Below are 20564 nucleotides of genomic sequence, written 5' to 3'. Positions count from 1 at the left end.
GACCACAATGACTCTGCTGCAAGTGATGTCCGATACCGATGCGGGCGCGGTGGTGCTGCGTACCGAGGATCCGGCGGCGATCGGGGCCGAATTGTCCCGCCGCGGGATCGTTTTCGATCGCTGGCCGGTCGCCCCCGGCGTCGCGGCAGCGCCGACCGAGCAGATTCTCGCCGAATACGCCGGGCGGATAGGCGATGTGAACAGTGACGGCCGTTACAAGCACATCGATGTCGCGCGCATCCATCCGGACGACAACGATCCGCAGTGGCCCGAGAAGGCCGTGGCGGCGCGGGAGAAGTTCCTGTCCGAGCACCGGCACGCCGAGGACGAGGTGCGTTTCTTCGCCTCCGGGCGCGGCTGCTTCTACCTGCACCTGGACGGTGAGGTCGTTGCGGTGGTCTGCGAGGGCGGGGATCTGGTGTCGGTGCCCGCGGGCACGCGGCACTGGTTCGACATGGGCTCACGGCCGGACTTCCTGGCGATCCGGTTCTTCGAGGAGGAGGACGGCTGGGTGGGAGATTTCACCGGCAACAGGATCGGGGCGAACTTCCCGACCCTCGACGAACTCGTCAGCGCGTGACACGGCGCGGCTGCGGCGAGGTGGGGTCGTGATCAGCGCGATCGTCGTCGATATCGAGGGCACCACGAGCCCGACCGCCTCGGTGCGCGAGGATCTGTACGGCTATACCCGTACCCACCTGCCGCAGTGGCTGGCGGACAACCGGGGCGGCCCGGCCGATGCGGTGCTGTCCGGGACGCGTGAGCTGGCGGGCGAGCCCGCGGCCGATGCGGCGCGGGTCGCGGAGATCCTGTGCGGGTGGCTGGATTCCGATGTGAAGGCCGCACCGCTCAAGGCGGCGCAGGGCACGATCTGCGCGGAGGGTTTTCGTTCCGGGGCGTTGCACGGGGAGTTCTTCCCGGATGCCCCGCCCGCGCTGGCCGCCTGGCATGCGGCGGGCCTGGCGCTGCACGTGTACTCCTCGGGTTCGGTACGCAATCAACAGGATTGGTTCACCTTCGCCCGCGGCGGGGATCTGTCGCCGCTGATCGGCGGCTGGTTCGATCTGAATTCCGCGGGGCCCAAGCGCGAATCCGCCTCGTACGACAAGATCGCCGGGGCGATCGGGACGCCCGCGGACCGGATCCTGTTCCTGTCCGATCATCCGGACGAGTTGGATGCGGCGAGCGCGGCGGGCTGGCAGGTGCTGGGTGTGACCCGGCCCGGGGAACCGAATTCCCCTCGGCCGCCGCATCGCTGGATCGGGTCGTTCGCCGAGGTCGATCTGGCCGGCTGCTGACGCTGGTCGTTCGGCCGGGGCGGCCCGCGGCTCAGCCCACGCCGACGGAGGCCTGCTGGATCAGGTGTTCCACCAGGGTCATCAGCACCGTCTTGCACGAGCCGCGGTCGCGGGCGTCGCACAGCACTACCGGTTGGTGCGCGTCCAGGTCGAGGGCCTCGCGGACCTCGTCGGGGGTGTAGACGGGGGCGCCGTCGAAGCAGTTGACCGCGACGGCGAAGGACAGCCCGCGCCGCTCGAAGTAGTCGATGGCGGCGAAGGAGTTCTCGAGCCGCCGGGTGTCGGCGATGACGACCGCGCCGAGGGCGCCGCGCGCCAATTCGTCCCACAGGAACCAGAATCGGTCCTGGCCGGGGGTGCCGAACAGGTACAGCACCAGGCTCGGGTCGATGGTGATGCGCCCGAAATCCAGTGCGACGGTGGTGGTTTTCTTGTCCTCCACGCCCGACAGATCGTCGACGCCGGTGGACAGTTCGGTGATGAGTTCCTCGGTGCGCAGGGGCGCGACCTCGCTGATGGAGGCGACCATGGTGGTCTTGCCGACGCCGAAGCCACCGGCGACGAGGATCTTGACCGACGCGGCGAGCCCCGCCGCGGACGACATTTCAGGCACGTTGCTCAGAGCTTTCGGATTCCGGCCAGGACGGCGCGCAGGACGGTCAGGTCGCCGGGCCCGGCGTCTGTTCGAGTGGGCGCCCGGAAAATCAAGTGCCCCTCGCTGATTAGATCACCGACGAGGATTTTCGCCACGGCCAGGGGCAGTTTCAGCAGGGCCGAGACCTCGGCCACCGACATCGGCTTGCGGCACAGCTCGATGATTTCCGCGTATTCCGGCTCCGCCCGCCGCATGGCCGGCGCCCGGTCGGCGGTCACCACCAGGGTGAGCATGTCCAGTTCGTGTCCCGCCCCGATGGTGCGGCCACGCGTGACGGCGTAGGGGCGGACCAGCGGGCCCGCCGCGTCGTCGTACCACGACTGACCGTGTTGCGTCATGACGATCGATACTCCACGTGTTCGGCCATGCCCTGTCGCGCGGTGGTGGACAGGTAGCTGCCCACACGCTGCACGGTCAGGTTCATCTCGTACGCGACCATACCCAGGTTCGCGTTCTCGTTGGCCTGCAGGGCGATGCACGCGTTGCTGCCGGCGGCGGTGACGAACAGGATCGCGCGGTCCAGTTCGATCACCGCCTGGCGGACGCCGCCGCCGTCGAACCGGCTGCCGGCGCTGCGGGCCAGGCCGTACAGGGTGGAGGACATGGCCGCGAAGTGTTCGGAGTCTTCGCGGTTCATCGTGGTGGACCGGCCCAGCACCAGGCCGTCGGTGGAGTGCACCACCGCGTAGCGCACTCCGGCCAGGCGTTCGACGAGGTCGTCGAGCAGCCAGTTCAGGTCACCTGCGTGGGAAGTAGTCACCTTCGCCTTCCTGTTCGTCCCATGTGTTGCCGCCGGGCCGGATACTGCCGGTGTCCGGTGGGGCCTGGCGCCCTTGACGGGTTCCGTTCTCGATGGCGGAGAAGAGATCTCGCGCCTGCTCCGCGGACCGGGTGGTGGGCGCGGCCGCGGGAGTCGGGGGCTGCTCGGGCGAAGTGCTCAGCTCCGGGGCCAGGCTGGCCTGGCGGCGCCGGCGCGGTAGCGGCGGGCGGGTGTCGCCGGGGGTGTGCGGGGTCTCGGGGCGCGGGCTGTCGGCGCGGCGGGGGGTCGCCGCCCGGCGCAGCTCGGCAAGGTGCGCCGAATCCGCTGCACGCGCGGCGGTGTCGGCGCGTGCGGCCTCCTCGGAGCGTGGGTACTCGTCGCGGTGCGGTGGCGCCTCGAAGCGGGTGGCCTCGCCGAGGTAGGAGCGTTCGTCGCGAGGGGAGTGCGTCTCGAACGCCGCGAAGTCGTCCTCGGGTCGCTCGTCGGGCGCGGGCCGGGGCGCGATGGCGACCGCCGAGGAAGCGGTGAGTTCTCCTGCCACGGAAGGCATTTCGCCGGTCACCGATGCCGTGGGGATACGCCGGACGGGCATCCGGTCGGAGAGGTGGTCGGCGACCGAGGCCTCGGTGGTGATCAGTGCGGTGGGGACCAGCACGATCGCGCGGATGCCGCCGTAGTCGGAGTCGGCGAGCCGCACGGTGATCGCGTGCCGGCGGCCCAGCTGCGCGACCACGAACAGTCCCAGCCGGGAGTCCGCGGTCAGTGCGGCGAGACCGAAATCCGGTGGGTTGCGCAGCATCTCGTTGTGCCGCTCGAGGTCCTCGGGGGACATGCCCATGCCCTGGTCGGCGATCTCCACGACCATGCCCTTGCCCACACGGTTGGCGGTGATGTCCACCCGCGACTGCGGCGGGGAGAAGGAGGTGGCATTGTCGACCAGTTCGGCGAGCAGGTGGATGACGTCGGCGACCGCGTCGCCGGAGACGAATATCTGCGGCATGCGGGCGGTGTGGACGCGGGCGTAGTCCAGGGTCTCACCGACCGCGCTGCGCACCAGCTCCACCAGCGGCACCGGGCGCCGCCACTGCCGTCCGGGGCGGCCACCGCCCAGGATGATCAGGTTCTCGGCATTGCGGCGCTCACGGGTGGCCAGGTGGTCCAGCCGGAAGAAGGTGTCCAGCAGCGCGGGATCCTCCTGCTTGGACTCGACCTCGTCGAGCAGTTCGAGCTGGCGGTGCACGACCAGCTGGCTGCGGTGCGCGATGTTCAGGAACACCGCACGCACGCCCTCGCGGGTCTTGGCCTCGGTGATGGCCGCGGTGACCGCGGCGGTGTGCGCCCGGTTGAACGCGTTGGCGACCGAGCCGATCTCGTCGCGCCCGAAATCCAGTCGGGCGGCCTCGGTTTCGGGGTCGACCGGTTCGCCCTCGCGCAGCCGGCGCATCGTTTCGGGTAGCCCGACCTCGGCCAGGGCGATGGTTTCGGTGCGCAGCCGCTGCAGGCGACCGATCATCCGGTTGGCCAGCCACAGCGCGACCAGGAAGGCCAGGATCGCGATGACCAGGGCGCTGCCGCCAGCGACCAGGGCGTTGTGGATGGTGGCCGCGGCGGTGTCGGTGGCCATGCGCTCGTTGACCCTGCTCTGGGCGATCCATTGTTCGAGCAGGGCCTGGGAGACCTGCTCGGTCGCGGCGAGCCAGTCCTGCTTGCTCATCGGAAACTGTGGGAGACCGAGGGTTTCGGCGGTCTTCTTGGTCGGCGGGGTGGTCAGCACGGCCTGCTGCATGGCCGCGGTCTGCTGCCAGGCCGAGGTGGAGATCAGCGCGGTGAGCTGGGTGCCGACATTGCCGCCCAGGGCTTCGGCCAGCGGTAGGATCGCGGCCTGGTAGTAGCCGGAGTAGTTGCGCAGTTCGGTGGCGAGCGTGGGCGAGAGCGGGGTGCCGTCGAGCGTCGAGGCGGTCAGGGCGCTGGCGCGGGCGTACGCCTCGAGCGCGGACAGCAGCTGGTTGGCGTAGGCCAGTCCGGTGGCGACCTGGGCGTCGGGGGCGTTGTGCTGGACGATGGCGGTGCCCTGGGAGGCGCCGTCGAGAATCCGGTTGTAGATCGTGTAGACCGCGTCGACCGGCAGGATGCCGGCGTCGATGCCATCGCGCAGGGCGGGCAGTTGCTGCTTGAGGGTGTCGATTCCGGCGGTGACGCTGACCATCTTGCCCGAGCTGGCCCTGTCGAGCTGGGCGTTGACGGTGACCAGGCCGTCGATGGAGGCGTTGAAGTTGGTGCGGGCGGTGGCCAGGGCCTGCGATTGTGACCGGTCCCCGCCCAGGCGCCATAGCGACAGCAGCCGTTCCTGCTGGACGGCGTCCACCAGGCCCTTGGCGGGGCCGAGGCTGCTCTGCAGCGTGTCGGCCCACTGCTGTTGCTGTCGTCCCTGGTTTACCAGATATCCCGCCGCGCCCACACCGATCACGAGCAACGCCAGGCTCGGAATGAGTGCAATTGCGAGAATGCGGGCTCGGACACCCAGCCTCGCTCTCAACATTGACACAATGTAACTGGTTCTAGTCAATTTTGGCGATTCAACTCGGCCAGCAGGTCCGAATTTGACAACGCAACATCGAATATGCCTGCGCCCCTTAGGAGTTTGCCGCACCGTAATATCTCGCCGGAGCTATGCGCACTGCGCAGGTAGTAGGTATTTACCGAGCCGTGTTGCTGGCAGTGGCGGACCCGACCCGATTTCGCGATCGCCGCGCGAGAATTCGATGACGCCGGGCGCCGGTTTCGTGGCGTCCTTGCGACGGTCTGTCGCGGATTGCCCTGGGGGCCAACCGGACCCGCCCCGGGCCGCCGCGACGCCCCCGGGTTCCGTGTCGGGTTCCGCGTGAGTTGTCCGCAGCCCGGGACCGTGCGCGGTAGATTGTGTGTATCGCGCGGTTACTCACAAGTAGGAGGTCTGCTATGGCTGTACCGGAACCCGCCCTATTCGAGCGCCTGCGGGGATTCGCCGCGGTCGATTCCGCATCCGAGGGCGCATCGCGCACGATCACCGAGGTGTTCACCGGGAATCCGCTGGGCGAGGTGCCGGTGGGCGCGGCCGAGGACGTCACCGCGGCGTTCGCCCGGGCGCGGGAGGCGCAGCGGGGGTGGGCGGGCCGGTCCGCGGGTGAGCGCGCGGCGGTGCTGGAGCGTTTCCGCGCGCTGGTGGTGCGCCACCGTAAGCAGCTGATGGACGTGATCCAGGCCGAGACCGGAAAGGCCCGCTGGGCCGCGCAGGAAGAGATCATGGGCCTGATGTTCGCGGCCCGGTACTTCTCCCGGGTCGCGCCGAAACTATTGGCCCCGCATGCGGTTCCGGGTGCGTTCCCGCTGCTGAACAAGGCGCAGGTGCGCGCGGTGCCCAAGGGTGTGGTCGGGGTGATCGCGCCGTGGAACTATCCGATGCTGCTCTCGATCGGTGATGCGCTGCCGGCCTTGGCTGCCGGGAATGCGGTGGTGGTCAAGCCCGACAGCCAGACGCCGTATTCGTCGCTGGCGTGTGCGGAGCTGCTGCTGCGCGCGGGCGTGCCGCGCGAGGTGCTGCAGGTGGTGCCCGGGCCCGGCGCGGTGGTGGGCACCGAGATCGTGCGCGAGTGCGACTATCTGATGTTCACCGGCTCCTCGGCGACCGGGCGCACCCTGGCCCGGCAGTGCGGGGACCGGCTGATCGGGTTCTCCGCGGAGCTGGGCGGCAAGAACCCGATGATCGTGGCGCGCGGGGCGAATCTGGAGCGGGCCGCGCGGGCGGCGGTGCGGGCGTGTTTCTCCAACGCCGGGCAGCTGTGCATCTCGATCGAGCGGCTGTATGTGGAGCGGGCGGTGGCGCAGGAGTTCACCGAGAAGTTCACCGCGGCGGTGCGCGCGGCGAAACTCGGTGCGGCCTACGACTTCTCGGCCGATATCGGCAGCCTGATCTCCGCCGCGCAGCTCGAGACGGTGTCCAAGCATGTGGCCGATGCGGTGTCCAAGGGTGCCACGGTGCTCGCGGGCGGCAGTGCGCGCCCGGATCTGGGACCGCTGTTCTTCGAGCCGACGGTGCTGTCGGGGGTCACCGACGAGATGGAGTGTGGCCGCGAGGAAACCTTCGGCCCGCTGGTGTCGATCTACCCGGTCGACACCGTCGAGGAGGCGATCGCGCGCGCCAACGACACCGAATACGGCCTCAATGCCAGTGCGTGGGCGCAGAGCCCGGCCGAGGGGCAGCGCATCGCCGAACAGTTGCACGCGGGCACCGTGTGCATCGATGAGGGTTACGCCCCGGCGTGGGGGACCACCGCGGCCCCGATGGGCGGCATGGGCATCTCGGGCGTGGGCCGCCGCCACGGTCCGGACGGGCTGCTGAAGTTCACCGAGCCGCAGTCGGTGGTACTGACCCGGTGGATGAATCTTGATGCGCCCCTGGGGCTTTCGCAGTCGCGCTGGCAGCCGATGCTGATGACGCTGGCGCGCGCGATCCGGTTCCTGCCCGGTCGCTGAACCCGCGGAGCAGGGCGCCGCGACAGATGGCCTGTCGCGGACGCGGTCCGCACCTACGGCCAGGACGTCCTGGAGGTCGCCGAGACGCTGCGCTCGGCGCTGGCCTGCGCCGCGGGGGAGGTCGATGAGCTGCTGTCGCAGGGTTGGCTCGGCGCGGCGGCCGATGAGTTCGCCGCGGGCTGGCGCGAGACGAACGCGGGTGGCCAGCAGGTCGTGCCGGACATCTGGCGCAGCCGCGGCTCGCGGGCCTATGCCGATGCGCATCACCAATGGGCTTCGGGGGCAAGGGAATTCGCCGACCGTCGCCGCCGCGCCGCCGAATCCGGCGGCGGCGCGGCAGCGCGGGGCGGTGTCCGGCTCGGAGTGGACGGCCGTGCTGGACACTGCCTCAATCTGGTTCCGTGGCCACCGGTTCGGCGCCGGTGCGCGGAGGGCTGGCTGCGAGCGAGTCGACCTCGCTGTCGGTGAGCAGCCGGGAGCGGATCAGGAAACGCACGCCCTCGGGCGCCTCCAGGGAGAATCCGCTGCCCCGGCCCGGCACCACGTCCACGGTGAGGTGGGTGTGGCGCCAATACTCGAACTGGTCCGCGCTCATCCAGAACGGGGTGCGCCCGGGCAGCTCGCCCAGCAGCACGTCCGCGGCGCCGACCCGGAATTCCCCGCGCGGGTAGCACATCGGGGAGCTACCGTCGCAGCAGCCGCCGGACTGATGGAACATCACCGGACCGTGCCGACGGACCAGGCCGCTCAGCATCGCGGCCGCCGCGTCGGTGATGCCGACGCGGCTGACCGGTTCCGGCGAATCGTCCCGGGGCATCAGAAGAATCCGAGCTTGTCCGGTGAGTAGCTGACCAGCAGGTTCTTGGTCTGCTGATAGTGGTCCAGCATCATCTTGTGGTTTTCCCGGCCGATGCCGGATTTCTTGTATCCGCCGAACGCGGCGTGCGCGGGATAGGCGTGGTAGCAGTTGGTCCACACCCGCCCGGCCTGCAACGCCCGCCCGATCCGGTACGCGGTGTTCATATCGCGTGACCACACGCCCGCGCCGAGCCCGTACAGGGTGTCGTTGGCGATGCCGATCGCCTCGTCCACGGTGTCGAATCGGGTCACCGACACCACCGGCCCGAAGATCTCCTCCTGGAAGATCCGCATGTCGTTGGTGCCCTCGAAGATGGTGGGCTCGATGTAGTACCCGCCGGGGTAGCCCTCGACCTTGCGTGTCTCACCGCCGGTGAGCACCGTGGCACCCTCGCGGCGGCCGATGTCGAAATAGGACAGGATCTTCTCGTACTGGTCGTTGCTGGCCTGCGCGCCGATCATGGTGCTGCTGTCCAGGGGGTTGCCGCCGGTGATGTTGCGGGTGCGTTCGATGCAGCGCTCGAGGAACCGGTCGTAGATCGAGGCGTGGACCAGCGCCCGCGACGGGCAGGTGCACACCTCGCCCTGGTTCAGGGCGAACATCACGAAGCCCTCGATCGCCTTGTCCAGGAACGCATCGTCGTTTGCCATCACGTCGGGCAGGAAGATGTTGGGGCTCTTGCCGCCCAGTTCCAGGGTGACCGGGATGATGTTCTCGCTCGCATACTGCATGATCAGCCGGCCGGTGGTGGTCTCCCCGGTGAAGGCGACCTTGGCCACGCGCGAGCTGGCGGCCAGGGGCTTGCCGGCCTCGACGCCGAATCCGTTGACCACGTTGACCACTCCCGGCGGCAGCAGGTCCGCGATCAGCTCGATCACCAGCAGCAGCGAGGCGGGGGTCTGCTCGGCGGGCTTGATGATCACGCAGTTGCCCGCGGCCAGGGCGGGTGCGAGTTTCCAGGCGGCCATGAGGATGGGGAAGTTCCAGGGAATGATCTGCCCGACCACCCCGAGCGGCTCGTGGAAGTGGTAGGCGACGGTATCGGCGTCGACCTCGGAGATCCCGCCCTCCTGCGCGCGCACCGCACCGGCGAAATACCGGAAGTGATCGACCGTCAGCGGCAGGTCCGCGGCCAGGGTCTCGCGGACGGGTTTGCCGTTCTCCCAGGTTTCCGCGACGGCCAGGCGTTCCAGGTCGCCCTCGATGCGGTCGGCGATCTGGTTGAGCAGCGCTGCGCGGCGCGCGACCGGGGTGGCGCCCCAGGCGGGGGCCGCGGCGTGGGCGGCGTCCAGGGCCAGCTCGATGTCGGCGGCGGTGGATCGGGCGACCTCGCAGAAGGTTTCGCCGTCGATGGGGGAGGGATTCTCGAAATAGCGTCCCTCGACCGGCGCGGTCCAGTCGCCGCCGATGAAGTTGTCGTAGCGGCGGGCGAATTCGACGATGCTGCCGTTGGTTCCGGGCTTGGCGTAGATCATGATGCTCGCTTCTGGTGCGACGGCGGCGCGGGCGGGCCCTCACTGTTGTGTTGCGCACGCAACCCGACGCCCGTGCCGCGGAGTGATCCGGACGGGCGTCAGTGTGGATCGGCGGGGTTGGCGCAAGGTTGGCGCGGACCGCGCGCTCAGCTGTGCAGTGCGGCGTGCAGGCGGGCGGCCACGGCGGGTCTGCGCTGATCGCCCGGCGCGAGCAGGCGCAGCGCGTGTTCGTGTACCGCGACGTCGTCGGCGCAGCGGGTGCCGTATTGCACTGCGTGCGTGGGCGATCCGCTGGCCAGCACCGCGGTGCGCAGGCTCACCGCCAGGTATTCGCGCCACTGCACGATGCCGGGGGTGTCCGAGCCGGGCAGCAGCGGGCCGCTATACAGCCGCAGCGCGGTACTCAGGTCCCCGGCGGCGATGGCGTCGAGCAGTTCCAGCGCGTCGCAGTCGATGGGGCGCGAGAGCATGTAGCGGCGGCTGGTGATCTGTCCGCCGGTTGCGTGGCGCAGGTGGGAGACATCGGATTTGAGGGTGCCCGGCGCGACCGGGCGGTCGCCGTAGACCGCGGCGTGCAGGGCCTGGGGGGTGTATCCGGCGGGCTCGAGGGCCAGCAGGGTCAGGATCTCGAGCTGGCGGGGCTTGAGCCGCACCGTCGTGCCAGCCCGGTGCAGGGTCGCGGCGCCCAGGCATTCCAGGCGGATGTCCGCCGCCCCGGTGGTCAGGTCGGCGGGCAGCTGGGACTGTATCGCTGCCGCCAGTGCCCGCACGGTGGCCATGGCCAGCGGATGCGAGCGCTCCCAGCTGCTGGACAGGTCGATGACCCCGAGGCGGCGGCCGTCGGGGGCGTTGATCGGCGCGCTGTAGCACACCCAGCTGTGCAGGGCGGCGATGAGATGTTCGGCGGAGAACACGGTGCTGGGCTGTCCCGTGCACAGCGCCAGGGACATCGCGTTGGTGCCCATGTGCTGCTCGTCCCAGCGGCCGCCGGGGGCGAAGTTGAGTTGTTCGGCGCGCCGGCGCAGTACTCGTCCGCCGGAGACCCACAGGATGGTGCCGCGCTCGTCGGTGACGCAGGCGGCGAATCCGGAATCATCGGTGATGCTGTGCAATTCGTCGGCCAGCGCGGTGACCGGGCCGCGCAGCGGGGAGCGCGCCCAGCGCGAGCCGATCTCCTCGTCGTCGGCGGGTGCGGCGCGGCGTGCCGGGTCGACGGTGTTCAGGGAGCGCTGCCAGGATTCGATGACCTCCTCGCGCAGCTGCGAGCTCTCGGGCGGGGTGGCCCGGGCATGCGGGCTCGCCCAGCGGGCCCACTCCTGTTCCAGTGCGGCGCGCTGCTGGGAAAGCGTGTGTGCGAGTGGCATGGCACCAGCCTCGTCGTCCGGGAAGTCCCTGCGCTCTCTCATGATTGCGCACCCGGCCCGGCGGCGGAGGAATTCGCCGGGCATCGGACCGGTTGTCTGGAGTTATGTCCCTTCCCTTTCGTTTCGGCGTCAACATGCTCACCGTCGAGTCCAAGGCGGCCTGGATAGAAAAGTGCCGCAAGGCAGAGGATCTGGGCTTCGATGTGATCAGCGTGCCCGACCATCTGGGCCTGCCGGCGCCGTTCCCGGCGATGATGCTCGCGGCCCAGGTCACCGAGCGCGCCCACGTCAACTCGTTCGTGCTCAACGTGCCCTTCTACAACCCGGTGTTGCTCGCGCGTGAGGCGATCACGCTCGATGCGCTCACCGACGGACGGGTCGAGCTGGGCCTGGGCGCGGGCTATGTGAAGGCCGAATTCGACAGCGCGGGTATCGCATTCCCCGGTGCGGGCCGGCGCGTGGATCAGGTCGCGGAATTCGCGGCCACGCTGCGCAGTGCGAGCGCCGATCCGCAGTACCAGCCGCAACCGGCCCGCCCGGGTGGCCCACGCCTGCTCATCGCGGGCTGGGGCGACCGGCTCCTGCGGGTGGCTGCCGAACACGCGGATATCGTGGCGTTCACCGGCGGCAGCGCTGCGGACAGTGGCCTGCTCACCGCGGCCACGCCGCAGGAACTCGACAAGCGGGTCGCGTACGTGCGCGGGCTGCTCGGGGACCGGGCCGCGAGCACCGAATTCAACATTCTGCTGCAGGCGGTCGCGGGGCCGGGCGAACGGGATGTGCTGCGGGCGCGGCTCATCACGACCGTGCCCGAGGACGGGCAGCAGGACATCGAGGAGCTGCCGACGGTGCTGGCGGGTACGCCCGAGCAGATGGCCGGTCAGCTGCGCGAGCGCCGTGAACGGTTCGGAATCAGCTACTTCACCACGCTCGAGCCGAGCATGGACGCGCTGGCGAAGGCGATCGAGCTGGTGCGCTGAGCCGGTCCGGTATCCGGGCGGCCCCTACTGGTTCAGGAAGATGCCGGCGATGTTGGCGTTCTTGATGGGCGTGGCGGAGTTGCGCTGATTGCTGCACAGGAAGTTCACCGCGATGATGGTGGCGTCGACCTGAGTGCCGGCGGGGTCGTGGTTGTTGCCGGTCTGCTGTTGGATGAATTTGGTGATCGTCAGGCGCTGGGTGTCCTGGTCCTGCTTGACGTAGTCGCTGCAGGCGGTTTCCCCGCCCTTGTTCAGGTAGGTCTTGACCTCGGTGCATCCGGTCAGCAGCGGTGCGGCGGCGGCCAGGACGGCGAGACCGGCGGCGGCCCATCGCAGGCGCTTCATCGGATCTTCCTCTCCTCGGCTCCCCGGATGTTCCGGGGAGGTTCGCCCGTCAGCCTAGAGGTTCGCCCGGCGCTGGGGACTGCTCGTCGGTGGTGCGGCGGGATCGGGCAGAGTGCTTCGCGCGCAGGCCGGTTCGTGACAGCGGGCTCGACCGCGGGTGTCCGGGTCACTAAGTTCATGATCATGGAGTACACGAAGCTGGGTTCCACCGGTTTGATCGTTTCGCGGATGGCGTTCGGCGCGATGACATTCACCTCCGGCAATGCCGATATGGCCGCGGTCGCGAAGGTTGGCGCGGAGGTGGCCGATCAGCTGGTGGGCCGCTCGCTGGATGCGGGCATCAATTTCTTCGACACCGCCGACGGGTACGCCGGGGGTGAGTCGGAGGTGCTGCTGGGGCGGGCGCTGGGTGCGCGCCGCGACGAGGTTGTGCTGGCGACGAAGGTCGGGTTCCGCACCGGGGCCCCGCTGGTGCGTTCGGGTCTGTCGCGGCGGCACATCCTGTGGTCGATCGAGCAGAGCCTGAAGCGGCTGGGCACGGATTGGATCGATGCGTACATCGTGCATCGGGAGGATCCGCTGACCCCGCTGGAGGAGACGCTGGCGGCGCTGGACGAGGTGGTGCGCGCGGGCAAGGTGCGGTATCTGGGATTCTCGAACTGGTCGGCGTGGAAGGTGGCCGCGGCGCTGGAGATCCAGCGCGCCAACGGGTTCGCGCCGTTCACCCACGGTCAGATGTACTACTCGCTGGTCGGGCGCGACGTCGAGCGCGATGTGATTCCGATGATGCGCCGCTACGGTCTGGGCATGACCGTGTGGAGCCCGCTGGCCAGCGGATTCCTCTCGGGTAAGTACACCCGCGAGAATCTCACCGACCCGGACAATCGCCTGTCGGGTTTCGATCTGCTGCCGCACGACAAGGAGCAGGGTTTCGCGCTGATCGAGCGGATGCGCGTGATCGCGGACAAGCATTCGGCCACCGTCGCCCAGGTCGCGCTGGCGTGGCTGCTGGCCCAGCCCGCGGTGACCAGTGTGCTGCTGGGCGCGAGCAAGCTGCATCAGCTCGAGGACAATCTCGGTGCGGCGCAGGTGAAGCTGACCGCGGAGGAGATCGCGGAGCTGGCCGAGGGGATGCCGCCCGCGCCGGTCTACCCGAACTGGTTCATCGATAATCTGCGCGACGAGCCGACCTCGGGGGTCGCTCGCCGCGACTGAGCCACCGCGCTCACCCGTGCCGTGGAATCGGCTGGTATCGCCGGTGTGGGGGCCGCGGCAACCGGCCGCGGCCTCCACACGCGCGGTGTCGGCTCGGGATGCCTTGCGATGCCGTCGTTCTCGTACCCTGCGATCAGGGCGAGGAGTGTGCGCACTGATACCCGGCGTCGCTCACCGGCTCCTGCGATAGCACGATCACGCTCGATCGGTGGGCGAATGCGGGCCGACGGGGATCTGCCGCCGGAACCCTCACTGGCGCTCGAATTCGGATGACCGTGAGCCCACGCCCGGCGAGAACACTCTGCATTTTCACCACTGCGGAGTCCTGCGACCACGACCGCCGCCTGCAGCACCGGACCACGAGACGTGCGGCGAACATGCCCGTCTTCTCGAGTGTGGTTCCCGGGTGGGGTGTCGTCTGCGGCCGGGGCGATGGTGTGGTCTGCGCGAGGGCGGTGGTGCGGATACCCTACGGCGGTGAGTTCGTCGTGGTTCGCAGGTGCCGGGTCGTTGTCGTCGGTGGGTGATCGGCTGGGGCTGGTGTCGGCGCATCCGCCGCTGTGGGTGGTGCTGGCCACCGCGGCGGCGGCGCTGGCGGTGGTGCTGTATACGCCGGTGTGGCGGGTGCTGCGCACGGGGGTGACGATCGCGCACGAGGGCGGGCACGCGCTGGTGGCGGTGCTGACCGGGCGCAGCCTGCGGGGGGTGCGGTTGCACTCGGATACCTCGGGGGTCACCGTCTCGCGCGGGAAACCGTATGGGCCGGGCATGATTTTGACGACGATGGCCGGGTATCCGGCCCCGTCGCTGCTGGGGCTGGGGTGTGCGGCGCTGCTGGGGGTGGGGCGGCTGACGTTGATGCTGTGGTTGTTCGTGGCGGCGCTGGTGGTGCTGCTGTTGTTGATCCGGAATCTGTTCGGGCTACTGGCCGTGGTGGTCGCGGGTGGGCTGGTGTTCGCGGTGTCGTGGTACGGAAATGTGGTGGTGCAGGGCGTGTTCGGGTATGCGGTGGCGTGGTTCCTACTGTTCGGGGGGTTGCGGGCGGTGGTCGAGTTGCAGCGGGTGCATGTGCGTGGGGACGGGTCGGATGCCGATCAGCTCTCGCGGCTGACGCATCTGCCCGCGCTGCTGTGGGTGCTGGTGTTCGGGGGCGCGTCGCTGGCCTCGACGGTGGTCGGTGGCGGACTGCTGGTGGGGCACTGGACCTTCGCGGCGCCCTGAGTCGCTCGGCTTCCGAGGGGTCGGGCCGCGCACCCCACGTCGGCCCCGCGCATGCGGCGCCTGTCCGTATTCGGCCCGGGTGCGTTCAGGTTGGCGTCATGCCGCTCGCGACTGCGCGCCATCGCCTGGCCTCGCTCGCATTCCCCGTGCGGTCCAGCACTTCTGCCAGCCCGGCCATCGCGCGGATGTCGCCGTGGTCGGCCGCGGCGCGCCACCAGTGTTCGGCCTCGGTCAGCTCGCCGCGCCGGAAGCGCACCACCCCGAGGTCGTAGGCGGCGCCCAGGTGCCCGAAGTCCGCGGCCTGGGTCCACAGCGCGCAGGCCTGATCAGTGTCGCCGCGGCCGTGCATGGCCACGCCGAGGTCGTAGAGCGCGCCGCGGTAGCGGGATCGGTCGTCCTCGAGGGTGCGTACGCCGATCCGGACGACGAGTTCGGTGAAATCGGGGGCGCCGATGCCCGTGCTGCACCGCAGTGTCGGCCGTGCGGGGCCGGGGTTGCGGTCGATGAGGACGCCGTAGTTTCCGATCCAGGACACGGTCAGGCCGTCGGCGGGCATCCAGACCGGGGTGAGGGTGAATGCGGCCTCGGGTCCGGCCCCGCGCAGTTCGATGTCGACCCCGCCGGTCATCGCGTCGGTCCACACGTCGACCCCGCGGAGGCGCCGCCCGTTCAGGGCGACGTGGCCGCTGAGCACCGAGACGCCGATGCCGAGCCCGATGACTCCGGCCGGCGGCGCGGACCGTTGCAGCGTCAGGGTCAGCACGACCGGGTCGGCGCCGAGTGGTTCGCAGTACATGGGATGTACTCGCTGGCCGTGCCATTCGATCGAGTCCGCACTGCCGTACCGCTCGGCCAGCGTGGTGTCCTGCTCGTCATACGGGTACGGCCCGGTCATCGTGCCGCCGCCTTTCGCCGGAGCTTGCTGCGGGGTGGTGTGCCGATACCGTAGTCCTCGGGCGTGCGCGAAAGTCCGTGAGCCCCGGCAAGTTTGCTGGATCGCGGTGTCCAGCAAACTTCGGATCCCGTTGCGGGGCTGTGTTTTGCGTTAAAAGCACGTTTACATCGGTGGCCGATGTGATGCCCGGCACCGTTTCGTGTGCGCGGTGAAAATAGTTCGGGCCGAACAGTTCTCGATGTATGCGGTATTCGCCTGACCGAGGTCCGGGTGCCGTCGCGGGCGCTGCTCGCCCGGAATGCCCCGGTTGCCGGACGAATTCCGTTGGGGTCTCGCAATAGCCGGCAGAGGGGCCGCCGGACCGCGGCCGCGCAAGCCGGGTGCAAGGCCTATGCAATCGCGGCCGGGCAGCCTGGGATCCATGACCGAGACATTCGATGTGGTGGTGGTCGGCGCCGGGCCGGTCGGGCTGATGCTGGCGTGCGAGCTGAGGCTGGCCGGGGTGGAGGTGCTGGTGGTCGAGCGGCTGACCGAGCCGGACCCGACCATCAAAGCTGGAGCGATCAATGTGCCCACCGCGCAGGCGTTCTACCGTCGTGGCCTGCTGCCGCAGCTGGTGCAGCGGCACCGGGCTGCGGTGGCCGGGTTGGCCGGGCCGGTGCCCCCGCATCTGTCCCCGCGCGAGCGGGGTCCGGTTCCGGGCGGGCATTTCGCCGGGATCTGGCTGGATCTGGCCGATATCGACCTGACCGATCCCGCGTTCGCGGAGCTGGGCCCGCTCGAGGAGGCCACGCTGATCCCACAGCAGGGGATCGAGGAGATCCTGACCGCGCGGGCCGCGGAGCTGGGTGTGCGGATCCGGCGCGGCGCGGAGCTGACCGGGTTCACCGACGACGCGGACTGCGTGACGATCTGGCTGGGGGACACCGTGATTCGCGCGGGCTGGCTGGTGGGCTGCGACGGCGGCCGCAGCGCGGTGCGCAAGCTGGCCGGATTCGAATTCCCGGGCGTGGATCCCCTGATCACCGGACATCAGGCGCTGGTGGAGATGTCGGGTGCGCAGGACCTGCCGCGCGGCTGGCACAGCACCGAGACCGGCGTCTTCGCCCACGGTCCCAATCCCGGGCGGATCCTGACCGTGCAGCTCGACGGCCCGCCCGCGGACCGCGCCGCCCCGGTCACCGCCGCGGAACTGCAGCGGGCGGTGCGCGCGGTGTCGGGTGTGCCGGTGCGGATCACCGCGGTGCATTCGGCGACCCGGTTCACCGACAACACCCGGCAAGCGCGCGAGTATCGCCGGGGGCGGGTGCTGCTGGCCGGGGACGCCGCGCACGTGCATTCGCCGTTCGGCGGTCAGGGCCTGAATCTGGGGATCGGGGATGCGGTGAATCTGGGCTGGAAGCTGGCGGCGGTGGTGGCGGGCCGCGCGGGCGCGGAGCTGCTCGATACCTATACCGCCGAACGGCATCCGATCGGGGCGTGGGTGCTGGAATGGACTCGCGCCCAGGTGGCGATCATGCGCCTAGATGCGCACAGCCGCGCCATGCGGGCGGTCACCGAGGAACTGCTGGCCACTCGCGACGGTGCGACCACGGTGTTCAAGCGGATCTCGGGCGTGCTGCACCGCTACGACCTGGGCCCGGGCCACCGGCTGGTGGGCGGGTCAGCCCCGGACATCGTCCTGGCCGACGGCACCTGCCTGGGCGAGCACGGACACGACGGGCGCGGGTTGCTGCTGGATCTGACCGATTCACCGGACCTGCGCGCGATCGCTGAGCCGTGGGCCGACCGGGTGTGCGTGGTGACCGCGAAATCCGCCGAGCCCCGCGCGCTTTCGTCGATGTTGGTCCGCCCGGACGGCATCGTCGCGTGGGCCGCGGACGAGGGCATCGACGGTCTCGGGGACGCCATGGCCCGGTGGTTCGGCGGTTTGTGACCGGGGCCGAGGCGCCGCTCAGGATGCCTTGCGCTGCTCGTCGTTCTCGTGCTGCGCGATCACGGCGAGCAGTTCGCGCACCCACGCCGGTCTCTGCGCAGTGGTCCCGGCGGTCGCGATGTCGCGTTCGATCAGCGAGCGGATATAGGCCGACTGCGACATGCCGAGATTGGCGGCGCGGTGTTTACACGCCTGATCGAGGTCACGGGTCAGCTTGACCGACCGGGGGATGAGAACCGGCTCGGCGGTCGGGCCTGTCTCGATCGGTGGCTCGATCGGCTCATCGGTGAACTCGAGGCGTTCGGTCATCGCCGCCACCTCGGCAGGGCTCATGTTCAAGAACGGATCAGTCATTGCGGGTCGCCTCCCACTTCTCGAAGTCCGTGGCCTGATCGGCGGTGAGATAGGCGGCGGTGAATACCTCGATGTCGTGGCCGACGCGTCGAGCGAAGACGGACAGCGGGAGACCGTCCTCGGCGCGGCCCCAGATCACCAGGGACGTGAGCCCGGTCGCCGGGTCGACGGCGGTCCGTAGCCACACCGACCGTTTTCCCTTCATCCATGCATCCACCAAGTCGAATACGTCGTCCGCGTCAACTCCTGTTCGCGCCAGCATCTGCGCAAGGGCCCAATACCACTCGATCCCCACCTCCTCAGACTACCGCGGAGACTACCGATGCGGGAACTACGACAGAATGTAGTCGTTGCGCGGTAGGGTGATCTTGCACTTCCGCATCGCCGAATTCAGTGGGGAGCAAGAGTTATGCGCGCAGTCACGCGGATCTGGCATTACATTCGGGCGTTCGCGCGGGCCCGGCGCAACCGGACCGATCTGGCCGGTTGGCTGGTGCGCAGGCCGTGGGTCCTGGCCGCGGTGGGGTTCTACGAGACCGCGCTGCTGCTGAGCAATCGCCTGGATCCCCGGCTCAAGGAGCTGGCCGAGCTGAAGGCCGCGAGCCTGGTGGGGTGCGAGTTCTGTCTCGATATCGGTTCGGCGCTGGCGCATTCGAGCGGCCTGAACGAGCGCCAGCTCACCGATCTGCCGCGGTTTCGGACCAGCGACGCCTATACCGAGCAGGAGCGGCTGGTGCTGGCCCTGACCGAGGCGATGACGGTGACCCCGGCGTCGCTGGACCTCGAGGAGCTGCGCACCCAGCTGCTGGCCACCCTGTCCAAGGCCCAGTTCGCCGAGCTGGCGGCCGCGATCGCCTGGGAGAATCAGCGCGCCCGGGTCAATCAGGCTCTGGGCGTGCGCCCGGCGGGGATGGCCGAGGGCATGACCTGCGCGCTGCCGCAGCGATCGGCCGAGCAGTGAGCCGGCGCTGGTAGCGTCGGGCGGAATGGTTTGCGAAAGGGGCGTGGAATGGCAGTCGGTGCATCATTGCGGATCATGCGCCTGCGCACCCTGATCGAGCATCCCGCCACCGGCCCGGGCGAGCGCGCCGCGGCCCAGCGCATGCTCGAGCGCATCCTGGACAAGAGCGGCCGGGCGCGGCACGAGCATCCCGGCCGCAGCTACGGCGCCCGCCACGGCCGGGCCGGTCGGCACGCGAGCCTCGAGCAGATCGCCGAGATGATCGGCCAGGACATCGCCCTCGAGCGCATCCTGCTCGACCCGGGCGCCCCGGACGAGCTGGCCGTGCACAGCCCGCTGCGCCAGGCGCCCGCGGACCTGACCTACACCGTCGAGGCCGCCGCGGGCAGCATCGTGGTCACGATCGGGAACATCCCGGCGGACTGGGAACCGGACACCGTCGATCCCGCCCTGCAATCACTCGCCGAGGCCCTGGCCCGAATCATGAACGCCTACAACCACGACGGCGCCGACACCGGCCGCCGCTTCTTCGGCAAGGTCCGCGCGGGGGGGGGCACGACCCTGATGTGGTAGCGGCCAGCACGGTCCACATCGAGTTTCCCCGGAATCGGACGACCCCGCGCTACATTCGCGGAGCGATGTCCAATTGTTCCCAGGCGATGACGATCCGAAAAGGAACGTGCACGTCTACGGCCAGACCATGGCCGTCGCGGTGCGTCGTTTCCAGATGGGTGTAGGCACGAGCGCGCGACTGGAGCAGGTAACGGTCGATGCTCACGGCTCCGATCTTGTCGAACTCCACGATCCAGTAGTGCGGGATTCCCGCGTCGGCGTAGTCCGCGAGTTTCTGAACGCGATCGCGTCGCTGCGACCACCTAGAGACCACCTCGATCACGATCAGGGCCTGATCGGCCGTGAGCTGCTCGAAGTCGTCGAGGCACCGGTTGACCACGACATCCGGGATGCGGGCGGTCGCCGGTACTTCCCAGAGCAGAACGCTGGTCTCGGTGTTGGTCTCGATATATTGGTCCCCATTGCGGCGCATCTCCTCGACCGCCGCTTCCTCCAGTGCATTCGACAGGCGTGTTCCCACCTTCTGATGCTTGGAGTCCCGTTGCTCGCGCGGAATCACATAACCGTCGACGATCTCCAGGGTCTGACGTGTGTCTTCGTCGATCTGGAGAAACTCCTCCCAGGTGATGGGGGCTTCCTGGAACCGACCACGCCACGGCAACGACATGTGGTCAGCCTAGTCGGCGGATCCCTCGGTGGCCGTGAGGCACTGGGACAGTTCGCATGCGCCGGCGGCGGACTCGGACGGGTCCGCGCGGGCGACGGTCACGAGGACCGGGCGGTGGCCAGCCACCGCCAGCGCGGGATCTCGGCGACGGTGGTGATCACCACCAGGACGCACACCGCCGCGAGAGCCCAGCGGGGCAGCACCAGGTACGCACCCCATACCGCGCCTGCCAGTTGCAGGATCATGAACGCGATGGTCACGAATCCGGGCACGGGGCGGGACACCTGCTTCTTGTCGCCCGGGGTGGCGAACAGGGCGGGCAGCCCGATCAGGACCAGCAGCGCCACCACCGACCAGATCGGGGAGTAGGACGCCAGGCCCCAGGGCAGGGTCACCCAGGCGATCAGTTCGGTGACCACCCGCAGTACGGCCGGAATGCGGCCCCGGTCGGTGAGATTCGGCGAGGTCGCCGCGCGTTCGGACATGCGCCGAGC

22 protein-coding genes are annotated in these 20564 nt (G+C 69.5%); 9 read left to right on the top strand and 13 right to left on the bottom strand.

Going from position 1 to position 20564, the window contains the following annotated elements; translation table 11 throughout:
* Positions 1-7: 7 nt before the first annotated feature.
* Together ABH933_RS38160 and mtnC are read left to right on the top strand one after the other, a co-directional pair.
* Positions 8-580, top strand: coding sequence for a 1,2-dihydroxy-3-keto-5-methylthiopentene dioxygenase (locus tag ABH933_RS38160; RefSeq protein ID WP_429425121.1), 573 nt, complete (start codon positions 8-10; stop codon positions 578-580).
* 28 nt (positions 581-608) lie between these two features.
* The gene (mtnC, locus tag ABH933_RS38155) at positions 609-1298 is read left to right on the top strand and encodes an acireductone synthase (RefSeq protein WP_429425118.1); all 690 of its coding nucleotides are present in this window, start codon (positions 609-611) and stop codon (positions 1296-1298) included.
* Positions 1299-1329: 31 nt separating this feature from the next.
* On the opposite strand, the gene ABH933_RS38150 is transcribed toward mtnC, so the two are convergent.
* The 4 genes from ABH933_RS38150 to ABH933_RS38135 are packed head-to-tail and all read right to left on the bottom strand — an operon-like array spanning position 1330 to position 5252.
* Entirely contained in the window at positions 1330-1902 is a 573-nt protein-coding gene (locus ABH933_RS38150) for a GTP-binding protein (RefSeq protein ID WP_429425116.1), read from the bottom strand.
* Between the two features lie 14 nt (positions 1903-1916).
* On the bottom strand, positions 1917-2291 hold the full coding sequence (locus ABH933_RS38145; protein ID WP_429425114.1) for a DUF742 domain-containing protein: 375 nt from the start codon (positions 2289-2291) through the stop codon (positions 1917-1919).
* The gene (locus tag ABH933_RS38140) at positions 2288-2713 is read right to left on the bottom strand and encodes a roadblock/LC7 domain-containing protein (RefSeq protein ID WP_429425112.1); all 426 of its coding nucleotides are present in this window, start codon (positions 2711-2713) and stop codon (positions 2288-2290) included. The genes ABH933_RS38145 and ABH933_RS38140 overlap by 4 nt, the downstream gene beginning before the upstream one ends.
* Positions 2691-5252, bottom strand: coding sequence for a nitrate- and nitrite sensing domain-containing protein (locus ABH933_RS38135; protein WP_429425110.1), 2562 nt, complete (start codon positions 5250-5252; stop codon positions 2691-2693). The genes ABH933_RS38140 and ABH933_RS38135 overlap by 23 nt, the downstream gene beginning before the upstream one ends.
* A gap of 419 nt (positions 5253-5671) precedes the next feature.
* On the opposite strand from ABH933_RS38135, the gene ABH933_RS38130 reads away from it, so the two are divergent.
* A complete protein-coding gene (locus tag ABH933_RS38130; RefSeq protein ID WP_429425108.1) occupies positions 5672-7225 on the top strand; it encodes a succinic semialdehyde dehydrogenase in 1554 nt (517 codons plus the stop codon).
* Between the two features lie 388 nt (positions 7226-7613).
* Here ABH933_RS38130 and ABH933_RS38125 read toward each other — a convergent pair whose 3' ends face one another.
* The 3 genes from ABH933_RS38125 to ABH933_RS38115 form a co-directional block, all read right to left on the bottom strand.
* Complete coding sequence (locus ABH933_RS38125) at positions 7614-8042, bottom strand: DUF779 domain-containing protein (RefSeq protein WP_429425106.1); 429 nt, start codon at positions 8040-8042, stop codon at positions 7614-7616.
* Complete coding sequence (gene exaC, locus ABH933_RS38120) at positions 8042-9562, bottom strand: acetaldehyde dehydrogenase ExaC (RefSeq protein WP_429425250.1); 1521 nt, start codon at positions 9560-9562, stop codon at positions 8042-8044. Before exaC ends, ABH933_RS38125 begins: the two co-directional genes overlap by 1 nt.
* A 143-nt stretch (positions 9563-9705) precedes the next feature.
* Entirely contained in the window at positions 9706-10965 is a 1260-nt protein-coding gene (locus ABH933_RS38115) for a transcriptional regulator (protein WP_429425104.1), read from the bottom strand.
* Positions 10966-11027: 62 nt separating this feature from the next.
* Here ABH933_RS38115 and ABH933_RS38110 point away from each other — a divergent pair, with 62 nt between their 5' ends.
* A complete protein-coding gene (locus ABH933_RS38110; RefSeq protein WP_429425102.1) occupies positions 11028-11903 on the top strand; it encodes a TIGR03621 family F420-dependent LLM class oxidoreductase in 876 nt (291 codons plus the stop codon).
* Between the two features lie 24 nt (positions 11904-11927).
* On the opposite strand, the gene ABH933_RS38105 is transcribed toward ABH933_RS38110, so the two are convergent.
* Positions 11928-12248: a hypothetical protein gene (locus ABH933_RS38105; protein WP_429425100.1), complete on the bottom strand. Its 321-nt coding sequence runs from the start codon at positions 12246-12248 to the stop codon at positions 11928-11930.
* A gap of 183 nt (positions 12249-12431) precedes the next feature.
* On the opposite strand from ABH933_RS38105, the gene ABH933_RS38100 reads away from it, so the two are divergent.
* Positions 12432-13463, top strand: a complete 1032-nt coding sequence (locus ABH933_RS38100) for an aldo/keto reductase (RefSeq protein ID WP_215920026.1) — start codon at positions 12432-12434, stop codon at positions 13461-13463.
* A gap of 477 nt (positions 13464-13940) precedes the next feature.
* Complete coding sequence (locus ABH933_RS38095) at positions 13941-14684, top strand: M50 family metallopeptidase (RefSeq protein ID WP_308166766.1); 744 nt, start codon at positions 13941-13943, stop codon at positions 14682-14684.
* An 85-nt stretch (positions 14685-14769) separates the two neighbouring features.
* On the opposite strand, the gene ABH933_RS38090 is transcribed toward ABH933_RS38095, so the two are convergent.
* The gene (locus ABH933_RS38090) at positions 14770-15579 is read right to left on the bottom strand and encodes a tetratricopeptide repeat protein (RefSeq protein ID WP_429425098.1); all 810 of its coding nucleotides are present in this window, start codon (positions 15577-15579) and stop codon (positions 14770-14772) included.
* Positions 15580-16000: 421 nt separating this feature from the next.
* Here ABH933_RS38090 and ABH933_RS38085 point away from each other — a divergent pair, with 421 nt between their 5' ends.
* Complete coding sequence (locus ABH933_RS38085; protein ID WP_429425096.1) at positions 16001-17515, top strand: FAD-dependent monooxygenase; 1515 nt, start codon at positions 16001-16003, stop codon at positions 17513-17515.
* 18 nt (positions 17516-17533) lie between these two features.
* On the opposite strand, the gene ABH933_RS38080 is transcribed toward ABH933_RS38085, so the two are convergent.
* Both ABH933_RS38080 and ABH933_RS38075 read right to left on the bottom strand, forming a co-directional pair.
* Positions 17534-17869 carry a hypothetical protein gene (locus ABH933_RS38080; RefSeq protein WP_429425094.1) on the bottom strand — a complete coding sequence of 112 codons (336 nt, stop codon included), beginning with the start codon at positions 17867-17869 and terminating at the stop codon, positions 17534-17536.
* A complete protein-coding gene (locus ABH933_RS38075) occupies positions 17862-18164 on the bottom strand; it encodes a hypothetical protein (protein ID WP_429425092.1) in 303 nt (100 codons plus the stop codon). The genes ABH933_RS38080 and ABH933_RS38075 overlap by 8 nt, the downstream gene beginning before the upstream one ends.
* Positions 18165-18278: 114 nt before the next feature.
* Here ABH933_RS38075 and ABH933_RS38070 point away from each other — a divergent pair, with 114 nt between their 5' ends.
* Together ABH933_RS38070 and ABH933_RS38065 are read left to right on the top strand one after the other, a co-directional pair.
* Entirely contained in the window at positions 18279-18830 is a 552-nt protein-coding gene (locus ABH933_RS38070; RefSeq protein ID WP_429425090.1) for a carboxymuconolactone decarboxylase family protein, read from the top strand.
* 48 nt (positions 18831-18878) lie between these two features.
* Positions 18879-19403, top strand: coding sequence for a hypothetical protein (locus ABH933_RS38065; protein ID WP_429425088.1), 525 nt, complete (start codon positions 18879-18881; stop codon positions 19401-19403).
* Positions 19404-19452: 49 nt separating this feature from the next.
* On the opposite strand, the gene ABH933_RS38060 is transcribed toward ABH933_RS38065, so the two are convergent.
* On the bottom strand, positions 19453-20070 hold the full coding sequence (locus tag ABH933_RS38060; protein WP_429425086.1) for a Uma2 family endonuclease: 618 nt from the start codon (positions 20068-20070) through the stop codon (positions 19453-19455).
* 98 nt (positions 20071-20168) lie between these two features.
* The gene (locus tag ABH933_RS38055; RefSeq protein ID WP_429425084.1) at positions 20169-20555 is read right to left on the bottom strand and encodes a hypothetical protein; all 387 of its coding nucleotides are present in this window, start codon (positions 20553-20555) and stop codon (positions 20169-20171) included.
* Positions 20556-20564: the final 9 nt, after the last annotated feature.

The organism is Nocardia sp. GP40 (assembly GCF_050434125.1).
Classification (GTDB): domain Bacteria; phylum Actinomycetota; class Actinomycetes; order Mycobacteriales; family Mycobacteriaceae; genus Nocardia; species Nocardia albiluteola.
The sequence above is the reverse complement of the archived record's forward strand: the minus strand, read 5'-3'. Positions and strand labels throughout refer to the sequence as shown.